Origin of the sequence: Pantoea sp. Acro-807 (assembly GCF_011752675.1) — a bacterium.
Taxonomy (GTDB): domain Bacteria; phylum Pseudomonadota; class Gammaproteobacteria; order Enterobacterales; family Enterobacteriaceae; genus Pantoea; species Pantoea eucrina.
Genome location: NZ_VWXE01000001.1, coordinates 485,329 through 511,705, shown reverse-complemented (window position 1 = coordinate 511,705; position 26,377 = coordinate 485,329). Strand labels below are relative to the sequence as shown.

Here is a 26,377-nt window from a genome sequence, read left to right as displayed (position 1 = left end):
GGAGTCACCATGTCTGAGCAGATAAAAACGCTGCGCAATGCGCTGCTGCCCTGGCTGCTGCCGGTGGGAATAGTGGCGATATGGCAGCTCGCTTCGTCGCAGGGCTGGCTCTCCACGCGTATTTTACCGGCGCCGGAGAAAATTGTGACCGCCTTCTGGCAGCTGACCGCCAGCGGTGAACTGTGGCAGCACCTGGCCATCAGCAGCTGGCGCGCACTAATCGGTTTTGCTATCGGCGGCACGATCGGGCTGGCGCTCGGACTCATCACCGGTACATCGCGCACCGGTGAGCGTCTGCTGGATACCTCGCTACAGATGCTGCGCAACGTGCCGCATCTGGCGCTGATCCCGCTGGTGATCCTCTGGTTTGGCATTGATGAATCGGCCAAAATTTTCCTGGTCGCACTCGGTACGCTGTTTCCGATCTACCTCAATACCTATCACGGGATCCGCAATATCGATCGCGGGCTGATAGAGATGGCGCGCAGCTATGGCCTCTCCGGCTGGTCGCTGTTTGCGCAGGTTATCCTGCCTGGCGCCCTGCCCGGCATCATGGTCGGGGTGCGCTTTGCGCTGGGTCTGATGTGGCTGACGCTGATTGTGGCTGAAACCATCTCGGCCAACTCCGGTATCGGCTATCTGGCGATGAACGCGCGCGAATTTTTGCAAACTGACGTGGTCGTGGTGGCCATTATTCTTTATGCCCTGCTGGGCAAACTGGCAGACGTGGCGGCGCAGCTGCTGGAGCGTATCTGGCTGCGCTGGCACCCGGCCTGGCAACTGAAGGAGAGCAACGCATGAGCAATGCCGTACAGAACCCGGCGCGCCTGATCAGCGGCACGCCGGTCGCCATCAGTAACCTCTCTAAGCACTATGGCAATCGTACTATTCTTGACCAGGTCAGCCTGCATATTCCGGCCGGGCAGTTTGTTGCCGTGGTCGGGCGCAGCGGCTGCGGTAAAAGCACCCTGCTGCGGCTGCTGGCCGGACTGGAAGTCGCCAGTCAGGGTGAGCTGCTGGCAGGTAACGCGCCGCTGGCCGCGGCGCGCGACGATACGCGACTGATGTTCCAGGATGCGCGTCTGCTGCCGTGGAAAAAAGTGATTGATAACGTCGGACTCGGCTTACGCGGCCGCGAATGGCGCAGCGCCGCGCTGGAGGCACTGGAGGCCGTAGGGCTTGCCGATCGCGCAAATGAGTGGCCTGCTGCCCTCTCAGGTGGACAGAAGCAGCGCGTGGCGCTGGCGCGGGCGCTGATCCACCGTCCTGGCTTACTGCTGCTCGATGAACCGCTGGGCGCGCTGGATGCCTTAACCCGCATTGAGATGCAGGGGCTGATCGAATCACTCTGGCAGCAGCACAATTTTACGGTACTGCTGGTGACGCATGATGTCAGCGAGGCGGTGGCGCTGGCCGATCGGGTGTTACTGATTGAAGAGGGTAAAATCGGGCTCGACCTGTCGGTCGATTTACCGCGTCCGCGCCGCAAAGGCTCGGCGCGGCTGGCGGAGCTGGAGGCGAGCGTACTGGATCGGGTGATGACGCGCAGCGCCGCTGAGCAGCCGCTGCGCTTTGCCCGGCAGCGTTAACTGCCCTGCCCGCTGGCGGGTCTGTCCGCCAGCGGGCTGTGCATCAGTGATGCAGCAGGTCATCCACCACCTGCGCTTTACTCAGCTGGTAAGGGAAGAACGTGGGCCAGTTTTCCAGTTCATCAAACAGCGCAGCCTGCGAGACATTACCCGTAAAAATGTGGAAGTGGGATGACTTACGCGGGCTGATAATGTGATCGCTGAACTGTACAAAGTGCGGCGCTTTACTGGCTTTATCAGTGCATTCAAACAGATAACGCACCCCTCTTTTACCGGAAACGTAGTTGAGCACCTTGTAACCTTTATAGGCATATTTACAGCTGCTGACCGCGCCTTTTTCGGTAAATTCCATCACGTCGTTTTCAATGCCGATGTCAGTAATATCGCTGGCATAGCCGGTGAGATAGTACTGTTTAATGTCGCTGAACGAGCGCGTTTTATCGGCTGCCGCTTTTTTTTGAAATACCGGATCCAGTGAGCCATCTCTGGCATAGGGATAAACGGACTGCCATACCCCTTCCCAGTCGGAAAGCGGCCGATCTTTCACATCGCCATCGGCAAAGATGCCGCTGGCCGCGCGCACCTCTTTTTCACTCAGTGGAGCACCGTGCGAATGACCGCCGTGTGCAAATACCGTTGAACTGCAGGCCAGCCCCAGAAATAGTGTCCAGTACGCTACTTTCATCTTGATATACTCACGCCTTGTTTTGTTGATGTTATAACATAACATATAAATTAGCGTAACGCACCCTGCCGGATTAGCGGCCAAAGTGGTGATTTATGAGAAGGTTTGGCACGCCATACTGTAGTGGCCGCAAAAGGGCAGCCGCAACCGGTGACGGTTGCGGCTGCGGCTGCGGAGGATTACGCGTTCAGCGCTTTGGTGATTTTCTCATAGAGATCGCCGGAAAGATTATCCAGCCCCTTTAGCTGCTGCAGTGCCTGACGCATTAACGCCTGACGTCCTGCATCATAGCGCTTCAGGCGGATCAGGGGTTCAATCATGCGCGCGGCCACCTGCGGGTTACGCGTATTGAGATCGGTCAGCATCTCAACCAGGAACTGATAACCGCTGCCATCCTGCGCGTGAAACGCCGCCGGGTTACCCGCCGCGAATGCGCCAATCAGCGCCCGGATGCGGTTAGGGTTACCCATGGTGAAGGAGCGATGGTTCAGCAGCGCACGCACGTTGCGTAACACTTCTGGCGCCGGGCTGGTCGCCTGCAGCATAAACCATTTATCCATGACCAGACCGTCCTGATGCCAGCGCTCATCCCAGGCGGCCAGCAGCGCGTCGCGGCACGGCAGCTGTGCCATCACCGCTGCCGAGAGCGCCGCCAGCGCATCAGTCATATTCGTGGCGTGCGCATACTGCGCCTGAACCAGACGATCGGCCTGCGTCGTATCCCCCAGAGCCAGATAGCTCAGGCAGACATTCTTCAGCGCGCGCCGGCCAATTTCCGCATGATCAACGCGATATTCGCTGCTCTGGCTGGCCAGATAGAGCGCATAGCACTCGTCGTTCAGCTCGTTTGCCAGCGTGCGCATCAGCGCATGGCGTACGGCGGCAATCGCCTGTGGATCGATGATGTCGAACAGCTCTGCTATCTCATTTTCTGATGGCAGGGTCAGGATCAGCGCCATCAGCGCCGGATCGCCCTGCTCATCCAGCAGCACCGCCCGGAAAGCGTCAGCAACGTGCAGAGGCAGCGACAGCGGCTGGCCCTGCTGGTAGCGCGCGACGTTGAGACGAATATAGGTTGCGAGCAGACTCTGCGCCGCATCCCAGCGGGAAAACTCATTGCTCGCGTGACGCATCAGGAAGGTGAGCTGTGCGTCGCTCCACTTATAATCGAGTTTTACCGGTGCAGAGAATTCACGCAGCAGTGACGGCACCGGCTGAAAATAGACGTTATCAAAGACAAACGTCTGGAACGCCTGCGTCACGTTCAGCACGTGATGTACCGGCTGGCCGTTATGCTGCAGCGGGATCACTTTGCCTTCGTTATCGTAGAGTTCGATATCCAGCGGAATGTGCAGCGGCAGCTTCTCCTGACCATCTGCGGTTGGCGGCGTATGCTGGGTCACGTGCAGGGTATACTGCTCCAGCTCCGGATTATAGTCATCGCGCACGCTCACGACCGGCGTGCCTGACTGGCTGTACCAGCGACGGAACTGGGTTAAATCGACGCCAGAGGCATCTTCCATCGCCTGGACAAAATCGTCGCAGGTTGCCGCACTGCCGTCGTGACGTTCAAAGTAGCACTGCATGCCCTGCTGAAACTTCTCTTCACCCAGCAGCGTGTGCATCATGCGGATCACTTCCGATCCCTTCTCGTACACCGTCAGGGTATAGAAGTTATTCATCTCTATAACCTGATCCGGCCGGATCGGGTGCGCCATCGGGCTGGCATCTTCGGCAAACTGCGCACCGCGCATCACCCGCACGTTATCAATACGATTCACCGCGCGGGAGCCGAGATCGGAGCTGAACTCCTGATCGCGGAATACCGTCAGACCCTCTTTCAGGCTGAGCTGGAACCAGTCGCGACAGGTGACGCGGTTACCGGTCCAGTTATGGAAATATTCATGGCCGATCACCGCCTCGATGCCGAGATAATCTTTATCCGTCGCGGTTTCCGCTTTTGCCAGCACATATTTGGAGTTAAAGACGTTGAGGCCTTTGTTCTCCATCGCGCCCATATTGAAGAAATCCACGGCGACAATCATAAAGATATCGAGGTCATATTCGAGACCAAAACGCTCTTCATCCCACTTCATGCTGGCTTTCAGCGAGGTCATTGCCCAGTCGGCACGATCGAGATTACCGCGGTCAACAAAGATCTCCAGCGCGACGTCGCGCCCTGAACGGGTGGTAAAACTGTCGCGCAGCACATCAAAATCACCTGCCACCAGCGCAAACAGATAGCAGGGTTTCGGGAACGGATCCTGCCACGTCACCCAGTGACGCCCGTCGTCCAGCTCGCCGCTCTTTAGCTTGTTACCGTTGGAGAGCAGATACGGGTAGCGCACCGGGTCGGCCCGGAGCGTGGTGGTAAAGCGCGCCAGAACGTCAGGACGATCCAGGTACCAGGTGATGTGCCGGAAACCCTCCGCCTCACACTGGGTGCAGAGCGCCTCGCCCGACTGATACAGCCCTTCCAGCGCGCTGTTTTTAGCCGGATGGATCAGGTTTACAATGCGCAGCGTGAAGTTGTCAGGCAGCTGACTGAGGATCAGCGCCCCCGCCTCTTCGCGATAGTGCGGCCAGGGGGCGCCATCTACCGTCAGCTCAACCAGCGTTAACGCTTCACCATCAAGATGCAGATCGGCGTCTGCTGCGCCGAGACGTTTGACCTGGCTGATGGCCGTTACGCGTGTTTCTGTTGCATCCAGATCAAACGTCAGGTCGATATCCGTAATGGTGTAATCAGGCGCCCGATAGTCGTGGCGATATTTAATGTGCGGCTGTTGCGTCATATATCCTTCTCGCATCGTTGTTATGTTGAGGCCATCCTGTTGCGGTGGCGCAAATATCTCAAAGTCTAAGCGGCCTGACGGCGAGTTGCCATGCGCAATGCGCGCTGGCGCAGAAAAGGCTACAATTCAGTAACAATGGCACAATTGCCCCTCGACCCGCCACCTGCAAATGTGGTGTGATCGCAGAGATTACTGTTTTATACTCCTGCGTCTTTAGGATTTTGTTAAACACCGGGCTCTGCTCCGCGGAAGAGGATGCTGAAACGCACCATGACTGGACACGCTTCCCCGATTTTGACCACGCTGCTTGATACCGATGCGTACAAGCTTCATATGCAGCAGGCCGTATATCATCGTTACTACGATGTCCCGGTTACCGCAGAATTTCGCTGTCGCAGCGATGAACAGCTTGGCCGGTATGCCAGCGAGATTCGCGCGCAAATTGATACTCTGCAAGATCTGACCCTGAGCGACGATGAGTTTGCCTGGCTCAGTAACCTGCCTTTTTTCCAGCACGACTATCTGACCTGGCTACGCGCCTTTCGCTTCAATCCGGCGCAGGTTGAGGTACGGGACGAGCGGGGCCAGCTGCGCATCCAGATCCGCGGCCCGTGGCGTGAGGTCATTCTGTGGGAAGTGCCGCTGCTGGCGCTGATCAGTGAAGTGGTACATCGCCACCGCACGCCGCAGATCGCCGCAGAGCAGGCGGTCGCGCATCTGCAGCAAAAACTTTCAGCCTTTCAGACGCAGGTTGCCGATCTCGATATGTCGCGCTTTCAGCTGATGGATTTCGGCACGCGCCGCCGCTATTCACAGGAGGTGCAGGAAGCGATTGTCAGTACGCTGAAAGCGGAGTTTCCATGGCTGGTGGGCACCAGTAATTACGATCTGGCGCGTCGTCTGCAGCTGACGCCGGTTGGCACCCAGGCCCATGAGTGGTTTCAGGCGCATCAGCAGATCAGCCCGGTGCTGGCCAACAGCCAGCGCGCGGCGCTGCAGTCGTGGCTGGATGAGTATGATAACCAGCTGGGCATTGCGCTCACGGACTGCATCACCATGGACGCCTTTTTGCGCGATTTTGGTCCCGGCTTTGCCCATCGCTATCAGGGACTGCGCCACGACTCCGGCGATCCGGTTGAGTGGGGCGAGAAAGCCGTTGCGCACTATGAGCGGCTCGGTATCGATCCGCGCAGCAAAACGCTGGTGTTCTCTGACAATCTCAACCTGGATAAAGCGCTGGCGCTCTATCGTCACTTTGGTCAGCGTGCCAACGTGGTGTTTGGTATTGGCACGCGCCTGACCTGCGACATTCCGGGCGTAACGCCGCTTAACATCGTGATTAAACTGGTCAGCTGCAATGGCAAACCGGTCGCTAAACTCTCTGACAGTCCGGGTAAAACGATTTGTCAGGATAAAGCCTTTGTGCGTGCGCTGCGCAAAGCATTTGACCTGCCGCTGGTTAAACGCGCCAGCTGACCTGCCCCGGGCAGGGTTCACTCCCCTGCCCGCCGCCATTAAAATCACTCACTTCCCGCAATTTTGCTTGTTTCCTGATGGCTCGCAAGTAACATAGCAACACCCCTGAACGTGGGAGAATTGGCTGTTTCTGTCAGCACCGTACGTCACCTGTGACGATAGCGAGATGCGACGGGACACCCGTTATTTCATCTATATATAGAGAGATTTTTATGAGCGTAGTGCCTGTAGCGGATGTACTGCACGGCCGGGTCGCGGTTGACAGTGAAGTCACCGTACGCGGCTGGGTGCGTACCCGAAGAGATTCCAAAGCCGGTCTTTCCTTTATCGCCGTTTATGACGGCTCCTGCTTTAATCCCGTTCAGGCTGTCGTCAATAATTCTCTGAATAATTATCAGGATGAAGTGCTGCGTCTGACCACCGGCTGCTCGGTCATTGTCACCGGCACCGTGGTGGAATCACCGGGCCAGGGCCAGGCATTTGAGCTGCAGGCCACCCGTGTTGAAGTGACCGGCTGGGTTGACGATCCTGACACTTACCCGATGGCTGCCAAACGTCACAGCATCGAGTATCTGCGCGAAGTGGCTCACCTGCGCCCGCGTACTAACCTGGTTGGCGCCGTCGCGCGCGTGCGTCATACCCTGGCGCAGGCGCTGCATCGCTTTTTCCATGAGAACGGCTATTTCTGGGTTTCCACGCCGCTGATCACCGCATCAGATACGGAAGGCGCAGGCGAAATGTTCCGCGTATCGACGCTGGATATGGAAAACCTGCCGCGCGATCCGCAGGGTAAAGTGGATTATGACAAAGATTTCTTCGGTAAAGAGGCGTTCCTGACCGTATCAGGCCAGCTGAATGCTGAAACGTATGCCTGTGCGTTGTCAAAAGTCTACACCTTTGGCCCGACGTTCCGTGCGGAAAACTCCAACACCAGCCGTCACCTGGCGGAATTCTGGATGCTGGAGCCGGAAGTGGCGTTTGCCACGCTGGATGACGCCGCAGCGCTGGCTGAAGCGATGCTGAAATATGTCTTCAAAGCTGTACTGAATGAACGTGCCGATGACATGGCGTTCTTCGCCGAGCGCGTGGATAAAGATGCCGTTGCGCGCCTTGAGCGTTTTGTTACCACCGATTTTGCACAGGTAGACTATACCGACGCAGTTGACATATTGCTGAAAAGCGGCCAGAGCTTTGAAAACCCGGTTGCATGGGGTGTGGATCTCTCTTCTGAACATGAGCGCTATCTGGCCGAAAAACACTTCAAGGCGCCGGTGGTGGTGAAGAACTACCCGAAAGATATTAAAGCGTTCTACATGCGTATGAATGATGACGGTAAAACCGTAGCTGCAATGGACGTGCTGGCACCGGGCATTGGTGAAATCATTGGTGGATCGCAGCGTGAAGAGCGGCTGGATGTGCTGGATGCCCGTCTGGCAGAGATGGGGCTGAATAAAGAGGATTACTGGTGGTATCGCGACCTGCGTCGTTACGGCACCGTACCGCACGCCGGCTTTGGTTTAGGGTTTGAACGTTTGATCGCCTATGTCACCGGCGTACAAAATGTAAGGGACGTTATCCCCTTCCCGCGTACTCCGCGCAACGCGAATTTCTGATTTCTGCAATTAAATATAAGAAATTCATATATATACCGAGGTCGGCACTGCCGGCCTTTTTTTATTTTTGTAAATCTTGAGATATCTCACAAAGTTCCGTAATTATTACAAATTGTCACACAATTTTTCTTTTTGATACTCAATTAGGAGATTTGAATCATTTTCGGGCTAGAAATAGCAACTGCGGAGTGAAAAGATGCGTGCAGACATATGAGACACCAAACTTCTTTCAGGGTTCCTGTAAAGTTTTCCTGACGGCAGTGGCAGGTGTCCAGATAACTCCAATGAGGGTAATAAATAATGATGAAGCGCAACATTCTTGCAGTGGTTATCCCTGCTCTGTTAGCTGCCGGTGCAGCAAATGCAGCAGAAATCTATAACAAAGATGGCAACAAACTGGACCTCTACGGAAAAGTTGACGCACGCCACACATTCTCTGACGACGCTGGCAACGATGGCGACGCCTCTTATGTGCGCTTTGGTTTCAAGGGTGAAACGCAGATTACCGACCAGCTGACCGGCTACGGCCAGTGGGAATACAACATCCAGGCAAACGTTGCTGAATCTCAGGGTACTGAAGGTTCCAAAACCCGTCTGGGCTTTGCCGGTCTGAAATTTGGCGACTACGGCTCATTCGACTACGGTCGTAACTACGGCGTAGGCTACGATCCACTGGCGTGGACCGACGTTCTGCCAGTATTCGGCGGCGACTCTGGCCGTTCTGACAACTTTATGCTGGGTCGTTCTAACGGTCTGGCGACCTACCGCAACAGCAACTTCTTTGGTCTGGTTGATGGCCTGGCGTTCGCTGCTCAGTATCAGGGCAAAAACGAAGAGTCCGCCAATGGCCGTAGCGCAGATCGCGCAAACGGCGACGGCTGGGGTACTTCTTTAACCTATACCTCTGAGATCGGCGTAGGCATCTCTGCTGCGTACACCTCTTCTGACCGTACCAACGGCCAGCAGGCTAACTTCTACGGTAACGGCAGCGAGAAAGCTGACGCCTGGTCAACCGCGCTGAAATATGACGCGAACAACGTGTACCTGGCTGCGATGTACGGTGAGAGCCGTAACTCAACCTGGATCAGCACTGCTGCTAACGGCGCGACCCCGGCCCTTGCTGGTGCAGTAAACAAAGAGCAGAAGTTTGAAGCCGTTGCTCAGTACCAGTTCGACTTCGGTCTGCGTCCATCCCTGGCTTACGTCCAGTCTAAAGGCAAGGATATCGAGACCTGGGGCGATCAGGACCTGTATAAGTACGTTTCAGTGGGTACTTATTACTACTTCAACAAAAACATGTCTACCTATGTTGACTACCAGATCAACCTGATGGATGACAACGACTTTACCCGCGCAGCTGGCATCACTACTGATGACACCGTTGGCGTAGGCCTGGTTTACCAGTTCTGATTCTGCGAATCAGCACGGTTTAACCACGTAAAACGGAGCCTGATGGCTCCGTTTTTCTTTTCAGTGATCTACCTCGCAATTAGCAGTGCTTATATCCGCCACCGGCACAATTCTTTTTGAGATGGCCGGTTGGCAAGCCTCGCGTCTGACGTTAACCTGATAGCTCATTTCGCTAAAGTTCACCCAAACGGAACTGACTCATGTTTGAATCTATCTCTGCCGCACCTGCCGACCCTATTCTGGGGCTGGCCGATCTGTTTCGCGCTGATGACCGTCCGCATAAAATTAATCTGGGCATTGGCGTATACAAAGATGAAACCGGAAAAACGCCGGTGCTGACCAGCGTGAAAAAAGCTGAGCAGTATCTGCTGGAAAATGAGACGACCAAAAACTATCTGAGCATTGACGGCCTGCCCGATTTTGCCCGCTGCACTCAGGCGCTGCTGTTTGGCAACGACAGCCCGCTTATCGCCGCAGGCCGCGCCTGCACGGCGCAGACGCCAGGCGGCACCGGTGCCCTGCGCGTGGCGGCGGATTTTCTCGCCACGCAGACCAGCGTTAAACGCGTCTGGGTAAGCAATCCAAGCTGGCCAAACCATAAAAACGTGTTTAACGCTGCCGGCCTCGAGGTGTGTGAATATCAGTACTACGACGCCGCAAACCACACGCTTGATTTCGACGGCATGCTGGCAGCGCTGCAGCAGGCGCAGGCGGGCGACGTGGTGCTGTTCCACGGCTGCTGCCATAACCCGACCGGCATCGACCCGACGCGCGAGCAGTGGCAACAGCTCGCAACGCTGTCACAGGAAAAGGGCTGGCTGCCGCTGTTTGACTTCGCCTATCAGGGTTTTGCACGCGGTCTGGACGAAGATGCTGAAGGCCTGCGCATTTTTGCCGCAGCCCACCAGGAGCTGCTGGTTGCCAGCTCCTACTCTAAGAACTTTGGTCTCTATAACGAGCGCGTCGGCGCCCTGACGCTGGTAGCGGCCAGCAGCGACGCGGCTAAAACCGCGTTCAGCCAGGTGAAATACAGCATCCGTGCCAACTACTCCAATCCGCCGTCGCACGGCGCTGCCGTTGTCGCCACTATCCTCAGCAATGAGGCGCTGCGGACTATCTGGGTACAGGAGCTGACCGATATGCGTCAGCGTATTCAGCGTATGCGTCAGCTGTTTGTGAACACGCTGGCAGAAAAAGGCGCGCGCCAGGATTTCAGCTTCATCATCAAACAGAACGGCATGTTCTCATTCAGCGGCCTGACCAAAGATCAGGTCGTGCGTCTGCGTGATGAATTCGGCGTGTACGCGGTAAACTCAGGTCGCGTTAACGTGGCAGGCATGACGCCGGATAATATGTCGGCGCTGTGTGAAGCGATAGTCGCAGTACTCTAAGCGAAATGCGTGAACAGGCGGCGGGTGAGGCTATCACCCGCCGCTTTTTTTATGGCTACTGCAGGAAAGGATTAGTCAGACGCTCACGTCCCAGCGTGGATACCGGCCCGTGCCCGGGTACAAACGCAATGTCGTCGCCCAGCGGCAGCAGTTTGGTTTTGATGGCGTTGATCAGATCGCTGTGGCTGCCCTGCGGGAAGTCGGTGCGCCCGACGCCGCCGCTAAAGATCACGTCTCCTGAGATAAGCAGCTTTCCGGCGCGATCGAAAAAGACAATGTGCCCCGGGGTATGACCCGGACAGTGCAGCACCTCCAGCGCCACGTTGCCCAGCTCTACCACATCACCCTCTTCCAGCCAGCGATCCGGCGTCAGCGGTGCACACTCCGGCAGCCCAAACATCCGGCTCTGCGTGGGCAGATTATCGAGCCAGACTTTGTCCAGCTGATGCGGGCCGGTCACCGGTATCTGGAAATGGGCCGCCAGCTCAGCCGCCGCGCCGGCATGGTCGAGGTGGCCGTGCGTCAGCAAAATCTGCGACGGCTTCAGGCCGCGCTCCGCCAGCGCCGCTTTGATGGTTTCCGCATCGCCGCCAGGATCGACCAGGGCTGCAATGCCCGTCTCTTCATCCCAGATAGCTGAACAGTTTTGCGAAAAGGCGGTAACCGGAATAATGTGATAATTCATAACGCTCCATGACCGGCACACGCAGCGCTGCCGGCGTCAGGACCAGTGCCTTGCAGGCCCGGTATCTATGTGTACGAAGTTGCTGCGTGGATAATATCCTACACCACCCGCGCGCATAGATAACGCCGCTTTACGCACGTTACTCAGGGCAATGCCCTCAATATGGAAATCCATCGCCTGGCCTTTGGTGTGATAGCTATGCTTCGCCACGCCAGGGCCCGATTCGCGCAGCATGTTGTTGGTCGACAGCGTACGATAGCCTGAGATGAGCTGTACCGGTTTACGGGTATCCAGCAGCGCCTGCAGGCGGTAGAGCTGATCAAACAGATGGGGATCGATGCTTTTCACTTTATTTGCGCGGTAGTCGCGGAAAAAGTGATTAAGACGCGCCAGTTCGTCGCGATCGTAGCTTTTACCGTTGAAAAACTCGGTTTTGAGGGTTTCACCGGTATGCATGTTGCTGAGCGTCAGAATACGCGGACGTGAGGTCGACACAGAGGCCAGCGCTGAGCCGGGGAGCAGGGAGAGGCCTGCTGCTGCGCCGCCAAGCAGCAGTAAGCGGCGGCGCTGAGAATCGATATTAGCCATGAAACGAGGTTACCTGAATAAAACACATTGAATGTGTAAAAAGTACACAAGGCCGCACAGTAACGGCAGCATAGATATCAGTCAACCCGGAATCTGTCTCAGAATGTGCAAAACCCGACCAGAAGCAAATTTCTGGCCGGGTTTCAGGGGCGTTTCGCTTATCAACAATCTGGCGAAAATCAGCACGCTACAGCAGGAGCTGTCCTGCCCGGGCCAGCACCTGGCTGCCGGAGCGCGCCGTATTATCATAATTGTAAATATCTGTACGATATTGCGCCTGCCCGTCATCGCTGACCCAGGCGGTCAGATAGTACAGATTGACCGGGATACGATGCCGAATCGGCACATAGCGCGTGTCACCCTGCTTCAGCGTGCTGGAAATACGGCTGTCGTTCCAGCCAGCATCCTGCAGCAGCAGGTTAGCCAGATCGGAGGCTTTATTTACGCGTACGCAGCCGGAGCTGAGTGCGCGAATATCGCGCTGAAACAGGCCGTGGTTTGGCGTATCGTGCAGATAGATGGCGTCTGAACTGGGCATATTAAACTTATAACGTCCCAGTGAATTGGTGGCGCCCGGTGCCTGACGGATGCGATACGGGAAGCTGGCAGCAGAAACCATCTGCCAGTTGATCATCGTCGGGTCGATCACTTCAGCGTCAGCGCTCCAGCCTGACAGCAGCGTATAGCCGTGCCGGTAGAGATAACCAGGATCCTGTTTCACCTTCGGCACAATATCCTGACGCACCAGCGTGGTTGGCACGTTCCACGGCGGATTGAGCACCACGTTGTTCAGCGCACTGCGCATAAGCGGCGTTTTGCGATCGGGCCGTCCGACAATAACCCGCGATGAGAGCACTGTGCTGCCGTTGTTATAGTAGGTCAGCGAATAGTTGGGAATATTCACCATTATCCCGTTATGCATATCATCCGGCAGCAGCCGCAGACGCTGAATGTTCAGCGCCAGCAGTGAGGCGCGCATCTGCGGTGAGACATTCAGCCACTCGCGGGTGCGCGGGCCAATTGCGCCGTCATCCGCCAGCCCCTGCCAGTGCTGAAAGCGCTTCACGCCCTCAACCAGCGCAGTGTCATAGATATTGCCGGCTGCAGAAGGCGATCCGGCCAGTATATTTCCTGCCGGCTGCGGCGTCGGGGCCGGAAGATCGGTGACGCTGGTGGCGGAAGGACTTACTGCCACCGGCTGGCTTTCAGCAACCGGCACGGCGCCCGCCGGCACTGCATCTTCATCCGGTGCAGGCGTAGTGGCGTGGTCAGATGCGGTCAGCATACCGGTGCGCTGAAGAATTTCCCGCAGCGCCGGCACATCATCGCTGACCTGCCCCGGACGCAGCGTTGCTTTGTCACGCAGCTGCGGCCAGGGACGATTATCCGTCAGCAGCGTCTTCAGCGCCGCATGCATCGGCTGATACTGCGGATGCTGCGGCTGCAGTGAGGCCACAAACGCGCGGCTGCCGCCAGCGTTAACCGCGTTCTGCCACTGATTGATTGCTGACAGCGACGGCATGGTAAGCCTGTAAGGCACATTGCTGTAAAGCCAGGTTTCACCCTGCGCCGGTACGCCCGCCACAAACTGCAGGTAACCCAGCATGGCATCGCTCAGCACCACGTCGCGCGCAAAGCCTTTAATGTCCGGATCGGTCAGCCGCTCAACCCAGCGGCTGAACTGTGGCTGCACGCCTGAAAGCGCGACCTCAGCCAGCTGCTGCTGAAACGCCTGCACCGTATCGCGGTCCTGCCAGAGCGGCGCCATTCCGCGCGCGGCATAAAGACCCGCCAGACCCGGCAGGTAAAAAGGGCGATCGCTGGCGCTGAATGCCTGCAGGATCTGCTGCTGGCTGGCCGCCACTGACGTGGTGCCGTGCCCGCCGGCTGTCATGCTGGCGGTTTGTGCAGCCTGCCCCGCGGCCAGTGGCAAGCCTGCCAGCACGGCACTAAACACCAGCGCCATGCGATTAAATCTGAACGTTTTACTCAGCAACATCCCTGCCCCCTGTTACCTGAGACGCAGCCTGCCCTGTGCGCTGCGTACAACCTGACTTTCATGATGAGTATATAAAGAAAAAACGGCATTCGCCTCTCAGGGCCAATGCCGTTTACAGATTAACGCTGGTTGCGCGGTTTAACCAGTCAGGCGCTTAGCTATTTTGCGTTTCCAGCCCCTGCTCGCTTTGCGCCGTTTTTACCGGTGCCGGATCGGCGGAAAAACCACGCAGGCCCACTACGTGCACATGCTCCGTATTGTTAAATACTTTACGAACCAGTTTATAAGTGGTGCCTTTTTCCGGACTGATATTTTCCGGCGCGGCGATCACCAGCTGCATCTCCAGACGCTCGCAGAGTTCAAACAGCGTCGCGATTGAACGGGCATCCAGACGCGCCGCTTCATCAAGGAACAGCAGACGGCACGGTGAGATATCTTTGCCGCGCAGACGACGCGACTCCTCTTCCCAGCTCTGCACCACCATCACCAGAATTGACATCCCGGTACCAATCGCCTCGCCGGTTGAGAGCGCCCCGCTTTCCGCGCGCAGCCAGCCGTCGGAGCCGCGATTTACTTCAACTTCCATTTCCAGATAGTTGCGATAATCCAGCAGCTCCTCACCGATGGTCTGCGGCGTACGCTGGCCCATATCAATCTGCGGGTTAAGACGCTGATAAAGTTTGGCCAGCGCTTCCGAGAATGTCAGCCGGTTACTGGTAAAGAGATCCTGATGCTGTTCGTGCTCTTCGGAGAGCGTATCCAGCAGCGTGGCGTGTGTCTCACGCACGTTGACGTTAAGCCGTACGCTCTTCACCTGACCAAAACTCACCGTCTGCAGCCCCTGGTTCAGCTGCCGGATGCGGTTCTGTTCGCGCTGAATAGTCTTGCGAATAATATTGGCCGCACTGCGTGAGCTGATCGCCAGCGTCTGCTCGCGCGCCGTCAGCTCTTCGGTCAGACGGTTCAGCTCAATCTCCATCTGCTCAATCGCCTCGACCGGATCGTCAGTGCGGATAATATCCTGACGGATACGCTCGCGCAGATGCTGATAAACGGCGATAAAGAACTGAATTTTACGCTCCGGGCGCTTGGGATCTTCCGACATGCGCAGAACATCACGCAGATGCTCATTATCCGCCACCGCAAGGCGCAGCGCGCCCAGGGCTTTATCGGACATTGAGCGCAGCTCGTCACCGCTCATATAGGCCAGCTCGCGCCGGTGCAGCCGTCGTTCCACGCCGTTGTCTTTCACCAGACGCAGTACGGAGCACCAGCCCGCCTTGGCACTGACCACCTGCTCACGCAGGATGCGATAATCGCGCTCCAGCTTACGCAGCTTTTTCTGCAGGCTGTCCATTTCTGCTTCGCAGAACGTCAGCTGTTTCTCCAGCTGGTTACGCCGCGCCCGGTTATGGCTGAGCGCGGTATAGAGTTCATCGCGCCGGATACGCGCCCGCTCTTCCGCGCTGGCATCGGCGTGAACGCCGATATCCTGCATCTCCTGCTGCAGCTCTTTCAGCATGTCGCGTTTCGCATCGTGCGAACTGCGCAGCGAGGCCAGCACCTGCGAGTACTGCGTCAGCTGCGCCTGATGTTCACGCAGGCGTTCACGGGCGCGGCTGCGCTCGCCTTCAGCCTGCTCCAGGCGCTGCCGCAGCTTATCAGAGAGATCGCTGTTACCGGTCAGCATCCCGGCTGAATCGCCATAGCTGAAGTGGGCGCGGCGCTGTACCACCTCCGTCAGCGCAAATGCCTGCTGGCGCGCGCTGAGCTGCTGCGCCTGCGCCTGCTGGTAGTCGCGCTGCAGCTGATCGTGCTGCTGCGGATCGTTCTGCAGCACCGCCACCAGCGACTCCAGCTTGCTGAGTTTGCTGCCGTGCTGGTGCAGGAAGCGCGCCGCCTCCTGCGCCTCTTCCACCCGCTCACGGATCTCTTCGCAGCGATCCGGCAGGGTGTCATCCAGCAGCAGGTTAACGCGAGGCAGCAGGCGGTTAAGCTGGGCGACGCCGTCGCGCGCCTGTTCAAACTGTGCACGCTGCTGCTGATTATTACTCTCATGCTGCGCCAGACCGCGCTCCAGCTCACTGCGCCGGCCGTTAAGCTGGCGGATTTGCGCTTCCGGATCCTCATCAAACGCTACCGCCAGATGACTGCCGATAAAGCGGCTGAAAGACTGGTGCAGACGCTGCGTTTTCTGTACGTCAAAAGAGAGCGTCGCATAACGTTCTGCCAGCCTGTCACGTTCAATACCCAGCAATTCAAGCTGATTTTCACGTGCGGCGCGGCCAAACAGCGGCACCTTAGGAAAACGCGAATAGCGCCACTGACGCTCTGCGACTTTGACCACGACAGCTTTATCCAGCTCATCTACGCTGAAGACGCTGTCATCAAAGGATTGCGGATCGCCCTCAATCAGATAGAGATCTTCCGGGCACTCTTCCAGCCCTTCGAGCTGTTCGCGTATCAGCGCCAGATCCGGCACCACGATGGCGTGGCGCGAAGGTCCATAGAGCGCAGAAAAATAGGGGGCATCGTCCAGCGTGACATCATCATAAATTTCGGAGAGCAGCACGCCGCCAAAGCGCTCTGCCAGCTGCGTGAGGCGCGCATCTTCTGCGCCGCCTGGCTGGCTGAGGCGTTCAATCTGCTGCTCAACGTCGCGTTTACGCGCCGCAATTTCATCTCGCTCTACGGTGGTTTCACGCTCGCGCTCCAGCAGCTGCTGCATAAAGGCGGTCACCTGCTGACTGCTGCTCAGCTGCTCACCTGTCTGTTCGCTAAGCTGCGTCAGGATCTCCTGAGCGGCCAGCCAGTGCGGGGCGCGTGCCGTCAGCGTTGCGATACGTTCGCGCAGCTGTTCCAGCTCCTGACGCATCTGCATGCGCTGTTCACCGGCATCGGCAACGCTGGCGCTGAGCTGCTCAATCTGCGCTTCCAGCTCGCGCTGCAGCCCTTCCAGCGCGTCTGCTTCATAGTGCTGGCCCTGACGTTTGCAGAACTCTGCCAGCAGGCGTTCAGCCTCATGCTGCTCGCGCAGGCGACCTTCTGATTCGTTAAGACGCAGCCGCAGTGACGCCAGCTGATCGGCATAATGACGCTGATTCGCGGCGTCGCGCAGCAGCTGGCGACCCACCTGCCAGGCGTCCTGACGGCTGACCTCACCGGCAATGCTGGTTACCAGCGCCAGCGCCTGCTCAAACTGGCTGTGTGCGGCTTCCGCCATACTCAGTTTCTGCTCCAGCCGCAGCAGCTGGCTGGTCGCCTCTTCGTCGCGTGCCTGGAACGTCTCCAGCCAGTCAGCGGCGTTATCAATCGTCAGGTCCGGCAGCTGGCAGCGCGTACGGGCTTTCTCCAGTGCCTGCAGCGCCTGCTGATACTGAATAGAGCGCGTCTGCTGAACATCCAGCGCCTGCTGGAAATCAGCCAGCTGACTTTTCAGCTCATCCACTTCAATTTCAGCGGCTTCGGCGCGCGCCTCATTCTCTTCCTGGATCTCACGCGCTTCAGCTACAACCTCATTCTGCTCTTCCAGCCGGTAGCTCAGCTCTTCAAGATCGGCATCATAACGCGCGATTTTCTCCTGCTGGCGCATTGCGGTCTGCACCAGATTAAGATGATCGCTGGCCGCCTGATAATCGATCTCCAGATCGCTTTCAGCGGCGCTATGCTCAGCCAGCTCACGCGCCATTTCCACGTGACGATACTGCTCCGACACCAGCTGGTTGCGGCTGCTGAACAGCTCATTGCGCAGCTGAAGCGCCCCGTCCAGATGTACCCGCCGTTCGTTCGCATGACGCATATAGTCAGCTGAGACGTAGCTGGTCGCCTCAGAGATCAGATGCTTGAACAGATCGCGATCGGACTGCGTCACGCGAATCGCTTCCAGCGTCATGCGGTTCTCACGCAGTGCCGCTTCCATATCCTGAAACGCTTTACGCACGCCGCCGTTTTCCGGCAGCAGATAGTCGCGCAGCGAACGGGTGATGGCGCTGGAGATACCGCCGTAGAGCGACGCCTCAATCAGCCGGTAGAATTTACTGCGATCGCTGGCTGAACGCAGGCGACGCGGCACCACGCCGAGTTCAAACAGCATGGCGTGATAGTCAGTAATGGAGCTGTACTGGCGGAACTGCACGCCTTCCTGTGCTTCAACGCGATCTTTAACCTCTGTCAGCGGCAGTACACGCGCCTGACGGCTGTTAAGGATCTCGGTCAGCATGTCAGTGGGCAGCGCATCCGCGGGCAGGCCATGAATACTGAACGGTTTAATATCCACTTTCTTATCGCGCCCGGCCACCTGCTGCAGACGCACCCCGACCACAACGCGCTGATGGCGTGAGTTGACGACATCCAGCACTGAATAGCAGACGCCAGCGCGCAGTTTACCGTGCAGACCCTTATCGCGGGAGCCTGACGTGGCGCCTGCTTCCGTGGTATTACGGAAGTGCAGCAGGGTTAAATCGGGGATCATCGCCGTAACAAACGCGGCCATGGTGGTGGATTTACCGGCACCGTTACCGCCTGAAAGCGTGGTAACCAGTTCATCGAGATCAAAGGTGCGGGCAAAAAAGCCATTCCAGTTGATCAGTGTCAGCGAACGAAACTTACCGCGTTCAATCATACCTGCTTCTCCTCCGCGTTATCAGTCGCATCACTGCTCTCCGCATGTTCACTCTCCTGCTCCGCCTCATCGGCTGTTGCAGAAACGGCAGCCTCTTCGGGTGTCATCGCTTCACCCACGCGGATCAGACGCAGCTGCGCCTCACGCGGATCGTCGCCGCTGCGCACGTCAGCACCAAAGCGAAAGACTGATTCCATAATGCGAAATTTGCTGCTGTCATTACCCATAAACCACACCATTCCCAGGCGGCGCAGACGGCTCAGTGAGGCGCGCATCTTCTCCTGCAGGCGGGTGCGATCGAGATCGGAACCGGTTGAGCGCTGATTGACCAGCTTAAGCAGCTTGTGTTCATCCGCCAGCGACAGCAGCTCATCATAGAGCTCCTGCTGGGTAAAAATACCCTCGTTTGCCAGACGCTCCGGGCTCAGATAGAGGTAGCAGAGAATTTTGCCTACCATCATATCCAGCTCAGAGAGCACCGAGCGTGGGATCAGCGTGGTTGAGCGCGGCCGCAGGTAGAAAAAGCCTTCTGGCGCGCGGATCAGCTCCACGTTATAGCGGGCATAAAACTCTTCAAGATAGGTTTGGTAGTCCATCAGAAAAGCGTGATTATCCAGCTCTTCGATACCGATATGCCGGCCCGCGCGCAGCTGACTGTCGAGCGCCGGAAAAAGGGGATTGGCCAGCGCCAGTGCCAGTTTAACCGGCATCACTTGTTCAATATTTGTCGATGACATGCGCCTGCACCTTGGCTCCGTAATCATTAATGGTCTGCCATTCTGCTGGCAAACCGGCTAAATCTGCTTCAGCAACGCCCAGCCGCACCGCCTGATCGATCACGATACGCGCCAGATCGAAATGGCGCGCGCGCGGATATTGCGCCAGGTATTCGCGCATGACGGTGGCAAGGTGCAGCGGTTTTTGCTCGCGACGATACACAGCCAGCGCCTCTTCAATCATGGCGGCCAGCTGCTCGCGGATCTCGTTAAACTCTTCATACTCCATTTCCGGCGGAAGCTCGCCCATGACCTCATCGTTACGCAGCGTCATCTCTTCATCGCGCATATCGAGCAGGCGGTCAGCGCTGGCGTAAGTCAGCATCCACGGCTGATCAAAATAGTTCTGTACCGACTGACGCAGCCGCTGTGCAAAGACCCGGTTCTTATCCATATCAATCGCGGTACGGATAAACTTGTGTACATGACGGTCATAGCCGATCCACAGATCAATCGCCTGCTGGCCCCAGCTGATAATGCGATCGAGTTTGTTCTGCAGGTCATAAACCAGTTTGTCGACGAAACCGAGATCGGGACTGCTCAGCGTGGCATCCTGAATGCGCAGCAGGTTAGCCTGCAGCTTATCCCCCGCCGCTTCCAGCGTATCCTGCAGTTCACGCAGCGTGCCGGAGGTCTCAGAGAGCAGCAGTTCACAGCTGGAGATCGCGGCGCGCCAGTCTTTGTTGAGCAGCGCGGCGATATCATTTTTTACCGTCTGCTGCTGCTCATCCATCAGGCGCTGCGTCATATCGATGCTGTCAAAAATCTCAGCAACCGAATATTTCAGCGGAGCAAATACGTTGCGGTGCCAGTGAAACTCATCGCCATCTTCTTCAGCGGCGTCAGCAGCGCGCTTCAGCTCCTGACCTACAATTGAGAGCTGCATTGAGAGGCGCAGCGTGGAGAATTCGCGCTGGCGGATATAGTAGTCGGTGATGCCAATTCCCAGCGGCGTCAGGCGGTAGATAGCGTGCCCTTCAGACACCTCGCTGGTAAACCGGTTAAGCAGTCGCTGCCGTACCAGGTCGTTAATCGCATTGTTCGCACGCACCTGTACGGTTTCATGCGTCTGTTCAAACGCTTTGCTGACGTGACGAAAGGCGTCGGTCAGCTCACCTTCACTCATTTCACCGTCCATGCGCTCACCGTTAAGGGTAGCGATGGCCAGCAAAAAGGCCAGACGTTCTACCGGCAGCGCAAGCGAGAAATCGTTTTTGCGTGCCCAGGCCACCAGTTCTGGCACCGTCTGGGAAAAATCGCTCATAGTTGATCCTTTTACCTGGGTTTGCGCGCCGTCACATGGATATAACGCCCTAAGCTTAAAAAGGGCTCCTGACGACAGTAGCGCCGCTCCATTTCAATAATCTCTTCCACGCTCTTACCTGCACCGGGCTGCGGTTTCATGTAATCACTGAACACGCGAACACCGGTGCGCTGCTCAATCACAAAACCGCACTGCGTCAGCCACTGATAGACGTCCTGCGGTTCGCGCGGAAAATCGGGCGACAGGGTACGCTTTTTGCGTTTGGTCATATTGGCGCGCAGGTAGCCGAAATTACCCAGCGTAAGCGTGCGAAACGTCAGCCCGTGCGCGTTGTAAAACATCAGCGACAGCACACCGCCTGGTTTCAGCGTCTGCCACAGCGCCTGCAGCACGGCCAGCGGATCGGCCACCCACTCCAGTACCGCGTGAAACAATACCAGATCGACTGGCGTATCCAAATGCTCGCCTACCTGCTGAGCGCTGACTTGCCGGAACTGCATATTGTGGCTGACGCCGGTTTCCCGTGCGTGGTCCGCCGCCAGTTTCAGCATTTCACCGGAGAGATCGCAGAGCGTGACCTGATGCCCGCGGGCAGCGAGTCCGCTGGAGATTTGCCCCACGCCGCCGCCAGCATCCAGCACAGAGAGCGGTCCGGCAGGCAGTGACGGCAGCAGCGCCTCCAGCTCATCCCACAGAATGGCCTGACGCACCAGCCCTTTGCGGGTGCCGTAAATGTTTTGCGAGAATTTATCCGCCAGATCGTCGAAATTACGATCCTGCATGGTGTGCGCTCCGGTTTGCGGCAGTTAACTTGTGCTATTTTGTCACAGGCTCACCAGGAATGAACCTTTCACGCTGCAGTAACTGTCTGGCTGCTGTTTTTTCAGACAAAAGGAGTAAAAAAGGATGTTATTTGCCTTAAAAAAAGTCATTGGCGGCTTGCTTCTGCCTTTGCCGCTGCTGTTACTGCTGATGGCAGCCGGACTTTTGCTGCTCTGGCTGACGCGCTGGCAAAAAAGCGCCAAAGTTTTACTCTCCGTCAGCTGGCTGCTGCTGCTGCTGCTGAGCCTGCAGCCGGTGGCCGACCGCCTGCTGCTGCCGCTGGAAAACCGCTACCCGACGTGGAACGGTACAACGCCGGTGGCCTGGATTGTGGTGCTGGGCGGCGGTTATACCTGGAACCCGGACTGGGCGCCCGGCTCTAACCTGATTGGTAACAGCCTGCCGCGCGTGACGGAGGGCGTAAGGCAGTGGCGACGCAACCCGCAGGCCAAAATGATTTTTACCGGTGCGGCGGCAGGCCAGAATCCGCGCAGCAACGCCGCGGTTGCCGCCGACGTCGCGATGAGCCTTGGCGTACCGCATAGCGCCATCATTACGCTTGATTCGCCGAAAGATACCGCTGAAGAGGCGCAGGCGGTAAAACAGATGACGGGCAATAGCGCATTTCTGCTGGTCACCTCCGCCAATCATCTGCCGCGTGCGATGGCTTTTTTTCACCACGCCGGGCTGGCACCGATCCCCGCGCCGGCAAATCAGATGGCGATCGTCTCGCCGCTTAACGGCTGGGAGCGTGCGCTGCCCTCGCCACTCTGGCTGAGCCACAGTGAACGGGCTATCTATGAGACGCTGGGACAGATCTGGCAGCACCTGCGCGGTCAGTCGGGCAGCCGTGACGACGCTGCGCCCTGATGTCAGAAAGAGAAAGTGTCAGACAGAGCCAGCGGCGTTGCGCCTGCTGGCCTGACAAAGAGAGTTAACGCTGCATCGCCGCGCGTACGCGCGCCAGATCTTCTGGTGTATCCACGCCCACGCTCGGGATAGTTGTGGCAACCGCCACATGAATTTTTTCGCCATACCAGAGCACGCGCAGCTGCTCCAGTAGCTCAATCTGCTCCAGCGCGCAGGGTTGCCAGGCGACATAGCGGCGAATAAAGCCGGCGCGGTAGGCATAAATACCGATATGCCTCAGCAGCGTATCTCCCGCCTGCTCGCGCGACTGCGCATAGCGCTCGCGATCCCAGGGAATGGTGGCCCGCGAGAAATAGAGCGCGTAGCCCTGCCGGTCGGTTACCACTTTAACCGCGTTCGGATTAAACGCCTCATCGGCATCAGCGATCGGCACCGCCAGCGTGGCCATGCCAGCCTCTGCCGCGGCGAGATTGTCCGCCACCTGACGCACGATACCGGCCGGGATCATCGGCTCATCGCCCTGCACGTTGACAATGATAGTGTCATCGTCAAAGTTGCAGGCTTCAATGACTTCAGCCAGCCGCTCGGTGCCGGACTGATGATCGGCCCGCGTCATACAGACTTCACCGCCGGCCGCAGTTACTGCTGCAGCGACTTCGGGGTGATCGGTTGCGACGATTACGCGATCGGCTCCCGACTCCCGCGCACGCTCCATGACGTGCACGACCATGGGCTTACCGTGGATATCGACCAGCGGTTTACCCGGCAGACGCGTCGAAGCGTAGCGCGCCGGAATGATAGCAACAAAACTCATGGATGGATCTCTTCAGCCGTCAGCGTTCGCGCCTCGGTTTCCAGCAGCACCGGAATGCCATCCCGCACCGGGAATGCCAGTCCGTCAGGCTTGCAGATAAGCTCCTGCTGCGCCTTGTTGAAGTAGAGTTTTCCGTTACAAACCGGACAGGCCACAATCTCAAGTAAACGGTGATCCATACTTTTCTCCTTTCAGGATCGGGGTCAGTTAGTCAGCATACCATAGCGGTTGCCAGACTCTATTACGCGCCGCGGGCCAGCCGGGTGATATCGTCGAGCAGCGGTGCCACTGCCGCACCGGAAAGCTGCGCCTCTACCGGCAGATACCACCAGTTGTCGCGCGCAAACTTACGGCACTTCACCGCATCTTTCTCCGTCATCAGCAGACATTGTCCGCTCAGCGTCAGGCCGGCAAGCTCCGGCTCGCTGTAAGCGTGATGATCGGCAAACGCGATTTCCGCTACCGTTTTAATGCCCTGCTGCTGCAGCGTGGTGAAAAAGCGCGGCGGATGGCCAATACCGGCCATCGCCACAATATCTGGCAGCGCACTGAGCGCAGCGGTTTCGCCCGATAGCAGGTTAACCGCCCGACCCGGCTGCAGCGTCATGGCAATTTCCGGACTGGTGGCATTGCCACCATTAACGATTACCGCATCCACCTGCTGCAGCCGGTGCGCACGCTCCCGCATAGGCCCGGCGGGTAACCACCAGCCGTTGCCAAAGCGGCGCACGCCATCCACCACCACAATTTCGCGATCGCGCAGCAGCGCATAATGCTGCAGGCCATCATCCGTGATGATGATGTCCAGCGAATGCGCCGCCAGCAGCGCTTCGATAGCCTGACGGCGCCGGGGCGCCACGGCAACCGGTACGCCGGTGCGTTGTGCAATCAGCACGGGTTCATCCCCGGCCTCGGCCGTTGAGGTTTCCCCGGTCACCAGCAGCGGATAGTGTGCCGCTTTCCCCCCGTAGCCGCGTGACACCACGCCCGGACGCAGCCCGCGCGCCTGCAGCGCTTCTGTCAGCCAGATTACTACCGGCGTCTTACCGTTACCGCCTGCCGTCAGGTTACCGACCACCACCACCGGACACGGTGCCCGCCAGCTCTGCTGCCAGCCACGCTGATAGCTCAGGCGAATCAGCCAGGTGATAGCACCATACAGCAGGCTAAGCGGCCACAGCAGCAGCCACAGCGGCGAGCGCCCGCTCCAGATGCGTTCAATCATTGACCGAACTGTAACTTATGCAGCTGTGCATAAGCCCCTTTCTCCGCCAGCAGCAGTTCATGCGTACCGCGTTCAACAATATGGCCATCCTCGACCACAACAATCTCATCTGCTTTTTCAATGGTAGAGAGACGGTGTGCGATCACCAGCGAGGTCCGGTTTTTCTGCAGCTCATCCAGCGCCGACTGAATGGCGCGTTCTGACTCCGTATCCAGCGCAGATGTCGCCTCATCCAGAATCAGAATCGGGCAGTCGCGCAGCAGCGCGCGCGCAATCGCAATACGCTGGCGCTGACCACCGGAGAGCAGTACGCCGTTTTCACCGATAACCGTATCCAGGCCTTTATCCATTTTGTTAATGAAATCCATAGCGTGCGCCATGGTGGCGGCCTGTTCAATCTGTGCCCGGCTATAGTCACCGTTACGCGCATAAGCGATGTTATTGGCGATGGTGTCATTAAACAGATGCACATTCTGCGATACCAGCGCTACCTGATTACGCAATGAGCGCAGGGTATATTCACGCAGATCGTGCCCATCCAGCAGAATTTCGCCGGAATCGATATCATAAAAGCGCGTCAGCAGGCTGGCCATGGTCGATTTGCCCGAGCCGGAGCGGCCGACCAGTGCAACCGTTTTACCCGCCGGCAGCGTCAGGTTAATATCGCGCAGCGCCGGGATCTCACGCCCCGGATAGGTAAAGGTCACGTTGCGAAACTCAACGTCGCCTTTAGCCCGTTCAACCGTGCGCGTGCCGTTATCCACTTCCTGCTCACTGTCGAGGATGGAGAACAGCGTCTGGCAGGCTGCCATACCGCGCTGAAACTGGGCGTTAACGTTAGTCAGCGATTTCAGCGGACGCATCAGGGCAATCATGGAAGAGAAGACCACGGTAATGGTACCGGCGGTCAGCGTTTCCATCACGCTGGGGAAGCTGGCGGCATAGAGTACAAACGCCAGCGCCAGTGAAGCGATAAGCTGGATCACCGGATCGGAGATGGAAGAGGCAGAAACCAGTTTCATCCCCTGCTGACGCATTTTATTGCTGACCTGAGAGAAACGTTCCGCTTCCACTTCCTGACCGCCAAAAATCAGCACTTCTTTGTGCCCTTTCAGCATCTGTTCTGCGCTGGTGGTGACCTGTCCCATGGTGTTCTGCATGTTTCGGCTGATGTTGCGGAAGCGCTTTGAAACGGTGCGGATAGCGAACGAGACCAGCGGTGCCAGCAGGATCAAAATCAGTGAGAGCTGCCAGCTGTAGTAGAACATCATGATAAACAGGCCGATGATCGAGGCGCCCTCGCGCACCACGGTTACCAGAGCACTGGATGAGGAGGAGGCCACCTGTTCTGAGTCATAGGTAATACGCGACAGTAGCGTGCCGGTAGACTGCTGATCAAAGAACGCCACCGGCATTCCCATCATGTGTCCGAACAGACGACGACGCATGTTCATCACCACATTACCTGACACCCAGGAGATGCAGTAGCTGGAGATATAGCTGGTGACGCCACGTATCAGCATCAGGCCCATGACAGCCAGCGGCATCCACAGCAGAACAGATTTGTCCGCTTTACCGAAACCATCATCCAGTAAAGGTTTCAACAGGGAGAGCATTAGGGTGTCGCCTGCCGCATTCAGCACCAGTGCCACGGCGGAGACGATAAGGCCAGCCTTGTGCGGCGCAATCATTGGCCAGAGCCGGCGGAATGTCTGCCAGGTTGAGAGATCTTTGTCTTGATGCATTATTTATTC

Annotated in this window: 20 protein-coding genes; 7 read left to right on the top strand and 13 right to left on the bottom strand. The window is 57.5% G+C overall.

The features are described from left to right. Positions 1-9: 9 nt before the first annotated feature. Together ssuC and ssuB are read left to right on the top strand one after the other, a co-directional pair. Positions 10-801: an aliphatic sulfonate ABC transporter permease SsuC gene (ssuC, locus tag F3J39_RS02420; protein WP_094111471.1), complete on the top strand. Its 792-nt coding sequence runs from the start codon at positions 10-12 to the stop codon at positions 799-801. Beyond that, complete coding sequence (gene ssuB, locus F3J39_RS02415) at positions 798-1,589, top strand: aliphatic sulfonates ABC transporter ATP-binding protein (protein ID WP_039383607.1); 792 nt, start codon at positions 798-800, stop codon at positions 1,587-1,589. Before ssuC ends, ssuB begins: the two co-directional genes overlap by 4 nt. Before the next feature lie 43 nt (positions 1,590-1,632). Here ssuB and zinT read toward each other — a convergent pair whose 3' ends face one another. Further along, positions 1,633-2,274: a metal-binding protein ZinT gene (zinT, locus tag F3J39_RS02410; protein ID WP_166713799.1), complete on the bottom strand. Its 642-nt coding sequence runs from the start codon at positions 2,272-2,274 to the stop codon at positions 1,633-1,635. 179 nt (positions 2,275-2,453) lie between these two features. After that, positions 2,454-5,069 carry an aminopeptidase N gene (gene pepN, locus F3J39_RS02405; protein WP_039383602.1) on the bottom strand — a complete coding sequence of 872 codons (2,616 nt, stop codon included), beginning with the start codon at positions 5,067-5,069 and terminating at the stop codon, positions 2,454-2,456. A gap of 270 nt (positions 5,070-5,339) precedes the next feature. Between pepN and pncB the strand changes: the two genes are divergently transcribed. The 4 genes from pncB to F3J39_RS02385 all read left to right on the top strand — a co-directional run bounded on the left by pncB (position 5,340) and on the right by F3J39_RS02385 (position 10,959). Next, positions 5,340-6,545 carry a nicotinate phosphoribosyltransferase gene (gene pncB, locus F3J39_RS02400; RefSeq protein WP_039385774.1) on the top strand — a complete coding sequence of 402 codons (1,206 nt, stop codon included), beginning with the start codon at positions 5,340-5,342 and terminating at the stop codon, positions 6,543-6,545. Positions 6,546-6,757: 212 nt separating this feature from the next. After that, positions 6,758-8,158: an asparagine--tRNA ligase gene (asnS, locus tag F3J39_RS02395; protein WP_104084732.1), complete on the top strand. Its 1,401-nt coding sequence runs from the start codon at positions 6,758-6,760 to the stop codon at positions 8,156-8,158. A 300-nt stretch (positions 8,159-8,458) separates the two neighbouring features. Further along, positions 8,459-9,568 (top strand): porin OmpC, encoded by a 1,110-nt coding sequence (gene ompC / locus F3J39_RS02390; RefSeq protein WP_071668705.1) that lies wholly within the window; start codon positions 8,459-8,461, stop codon positions 9,566-9,568. Between the two features lie 200 nt (positions 9,569-9,768). Beyond that, entirely contained in the window at positions 9,769-10,959 is a 1,191-nt protein-coding gene (locus tag F3J39_RS02385; protein ID WP_094111475.1) for an amino acid aminotransferase, read from the top strand. A 55-nt stretch (positions 10,960-11,014) separates the two neighbouring features. On the opposite strand, the gene F3J39_RS02380 is transcribed toward F3J39_RS02385, so the two are convergent. From F3J39_RS02380 to cmoM, 7 genes are all read right to left on the bottom strand, one after another. Beyond that, positions 11,015-11,644, bottom strand: a complete 630-nt coding sequence (locus tag F3J39_RS02380; protein ID WP_039383592.1) for an MBL fold metallo-hydrolase — start codon at positions 11,642-11,644, stop codon at positions 11,015-11,017. 36 nt (positions 11,645-11,680) lie between these two features. After that, positions 11,681-12,232 carry a YcbK family protein gene (locus F3J39_RS02375; protein WP_039383591.1) on the bottom strand — a complete coding sequence of 184 codons (552 nt, stop codon included), beginning with the start codon at positions 12,230-12,232 and terminating at the stop codon, positions 11,681-11,683. A 187-nt stretch (positions 12,233-12,419) separates the two neighbouring features. Then, complete coding sequence (ldtD, locus tag F3J39_RS02370; RefSeq protein ID WP_104084730.1) at positions 12,420-14,231, bottom strand: L,D-transpeptidase; 1,812 nt, start codon at positions 14,229-14,231, stop codon at positions 12,420-12,422. A 154-nt stretch (positions 14,232-14,385) separates the two neighbouring features. Beyond that, positions 14,386-18,852: a chromosome partition protein MukB gene (mukB, locus tag F3J39_RS02365; RefSeq protein ID WP_039383586.1), complete on the bottom strand. Its 4,467-nt coding sequence runs from the start codon at positions 18,850-18,852 to the stop codon at positions 14,386-14,388. Further along, positions 18,849-19,589: a chromosome partition protein MukE gene (gene mukE, locus F3J39_RS02360; protein ID WP_039383583.1), complete on the bottom strand. Its 741-nt coding sequence runs from the start codon at positions 19,587-19,589 to the stop codon at positions 18,849-18,851. Before mukE ends, mukB begins: the two co-directional genes overlap by 4 nt. After that, positions 19,570-20,892 (bottom strand): chromosome partition protein MukF, encoded by a 1,323-nt coding sequence (gene mukF, locus F3J39_RS02355; RefSeq protein WP_039383581.1) that lies wholly within the window; start codon positions 20,890-20,892, stop codon positions 19,570-19,572. Before mukF ends, mukE begins: the two co-directional genes overlap by 20 nt. 11 nt (positions 20,893-20,903) lie before the next feature. Further along, the gene (gene cmoM / locus F3J39_RS02350) at positions 20,904-21,674 is read right to left on the bottom strand and encodes a tRNA uridine 5-oxyacetic acid(34) methyltransferase CmoM (protein WP_039383578.1); all 771 of its coding nucleotides are present in this window, start codon (positions 21,672-21,674) and stop codon (positions 20,904-20,906) included. A 124-nt stretch (positions 21,675-21,798) separates the two neighbouring features. On the opposite strand from cmoM, the gene elyC reads away from it, so the two are divergent. After that, positions 21,799-22,584, top strand: coding sequence for an envelope biogenesis factor ElyC (gene elyC, locus F3J39_RS02345; RefSeq protein WP_071668702.1), 786 nt, complete (start codon positions 21,799-21,801; stop codon positions 22,582-22,584). Between the two features lie 64 nt (positions 22,585-22,648). On the opposite strand, the gene kdsB is transcribed toward elyC, so the two are convergent. From kdsB to msbA, 4 genes are all read right to left on the bottom strand, one after another. Further along, positions 22,649-23,398 carry a 3-deoxy-manno-octulosonate cytidylyltransferase gene (kdsB, locus tag F3J39_RS02340; protein WP_104084729.1) on the bottom strand — a complete coding sequence of 250 codons (750 nt, stop codon included), beginning with the start codon at positions 23,396-23,398 and terminating at the stop codon, positions 22,649-22,651. Beyond that, positions 23,395-23,577, bottom strand: a complete 183-nt coding sequence (locus F3J39_RS02335; RefSeq protein ID WP_039383570.1) for a Trm112 family protein — start codon at positions 23,575-23,577, stop codon at positions 23,395-23,397. Before F3J39_RS02335 ends, kdsB begins: the two co-directional genes overlap by 4 nt. A gap of 62 nt (positions 23,578-23,639) precedes the next feature. Further along, positions 23,640-24,623, bottom strand: a complete 984-nt coding sequence (lpxK, locus tag F3J39_RS02330) for a tetraacyldisaccharide 4'-kinase (RefSeq protein ID WP_166713798.1) — start codon at positions 24,621-24,623, stop codon at positions 23,640-23,642. Then, on the bottom strand, positions 24,620-26,368 hold the full coding sequence (gene msbA, locus F3J39_RS02325) for a lipid A ABC transporter ATP-binding protein/permease MsbA (protein ID WP_104084728.1): 1,749 nt from the start codon (positions 26,366-26,368) through the stop codon (positions 24,620-24,622). Before msbA ends, lpxK begins: the two co-directional genes overlap by 4 nt. Positions 26,369-26,377 lie beyond the last annotated feature (9 nt).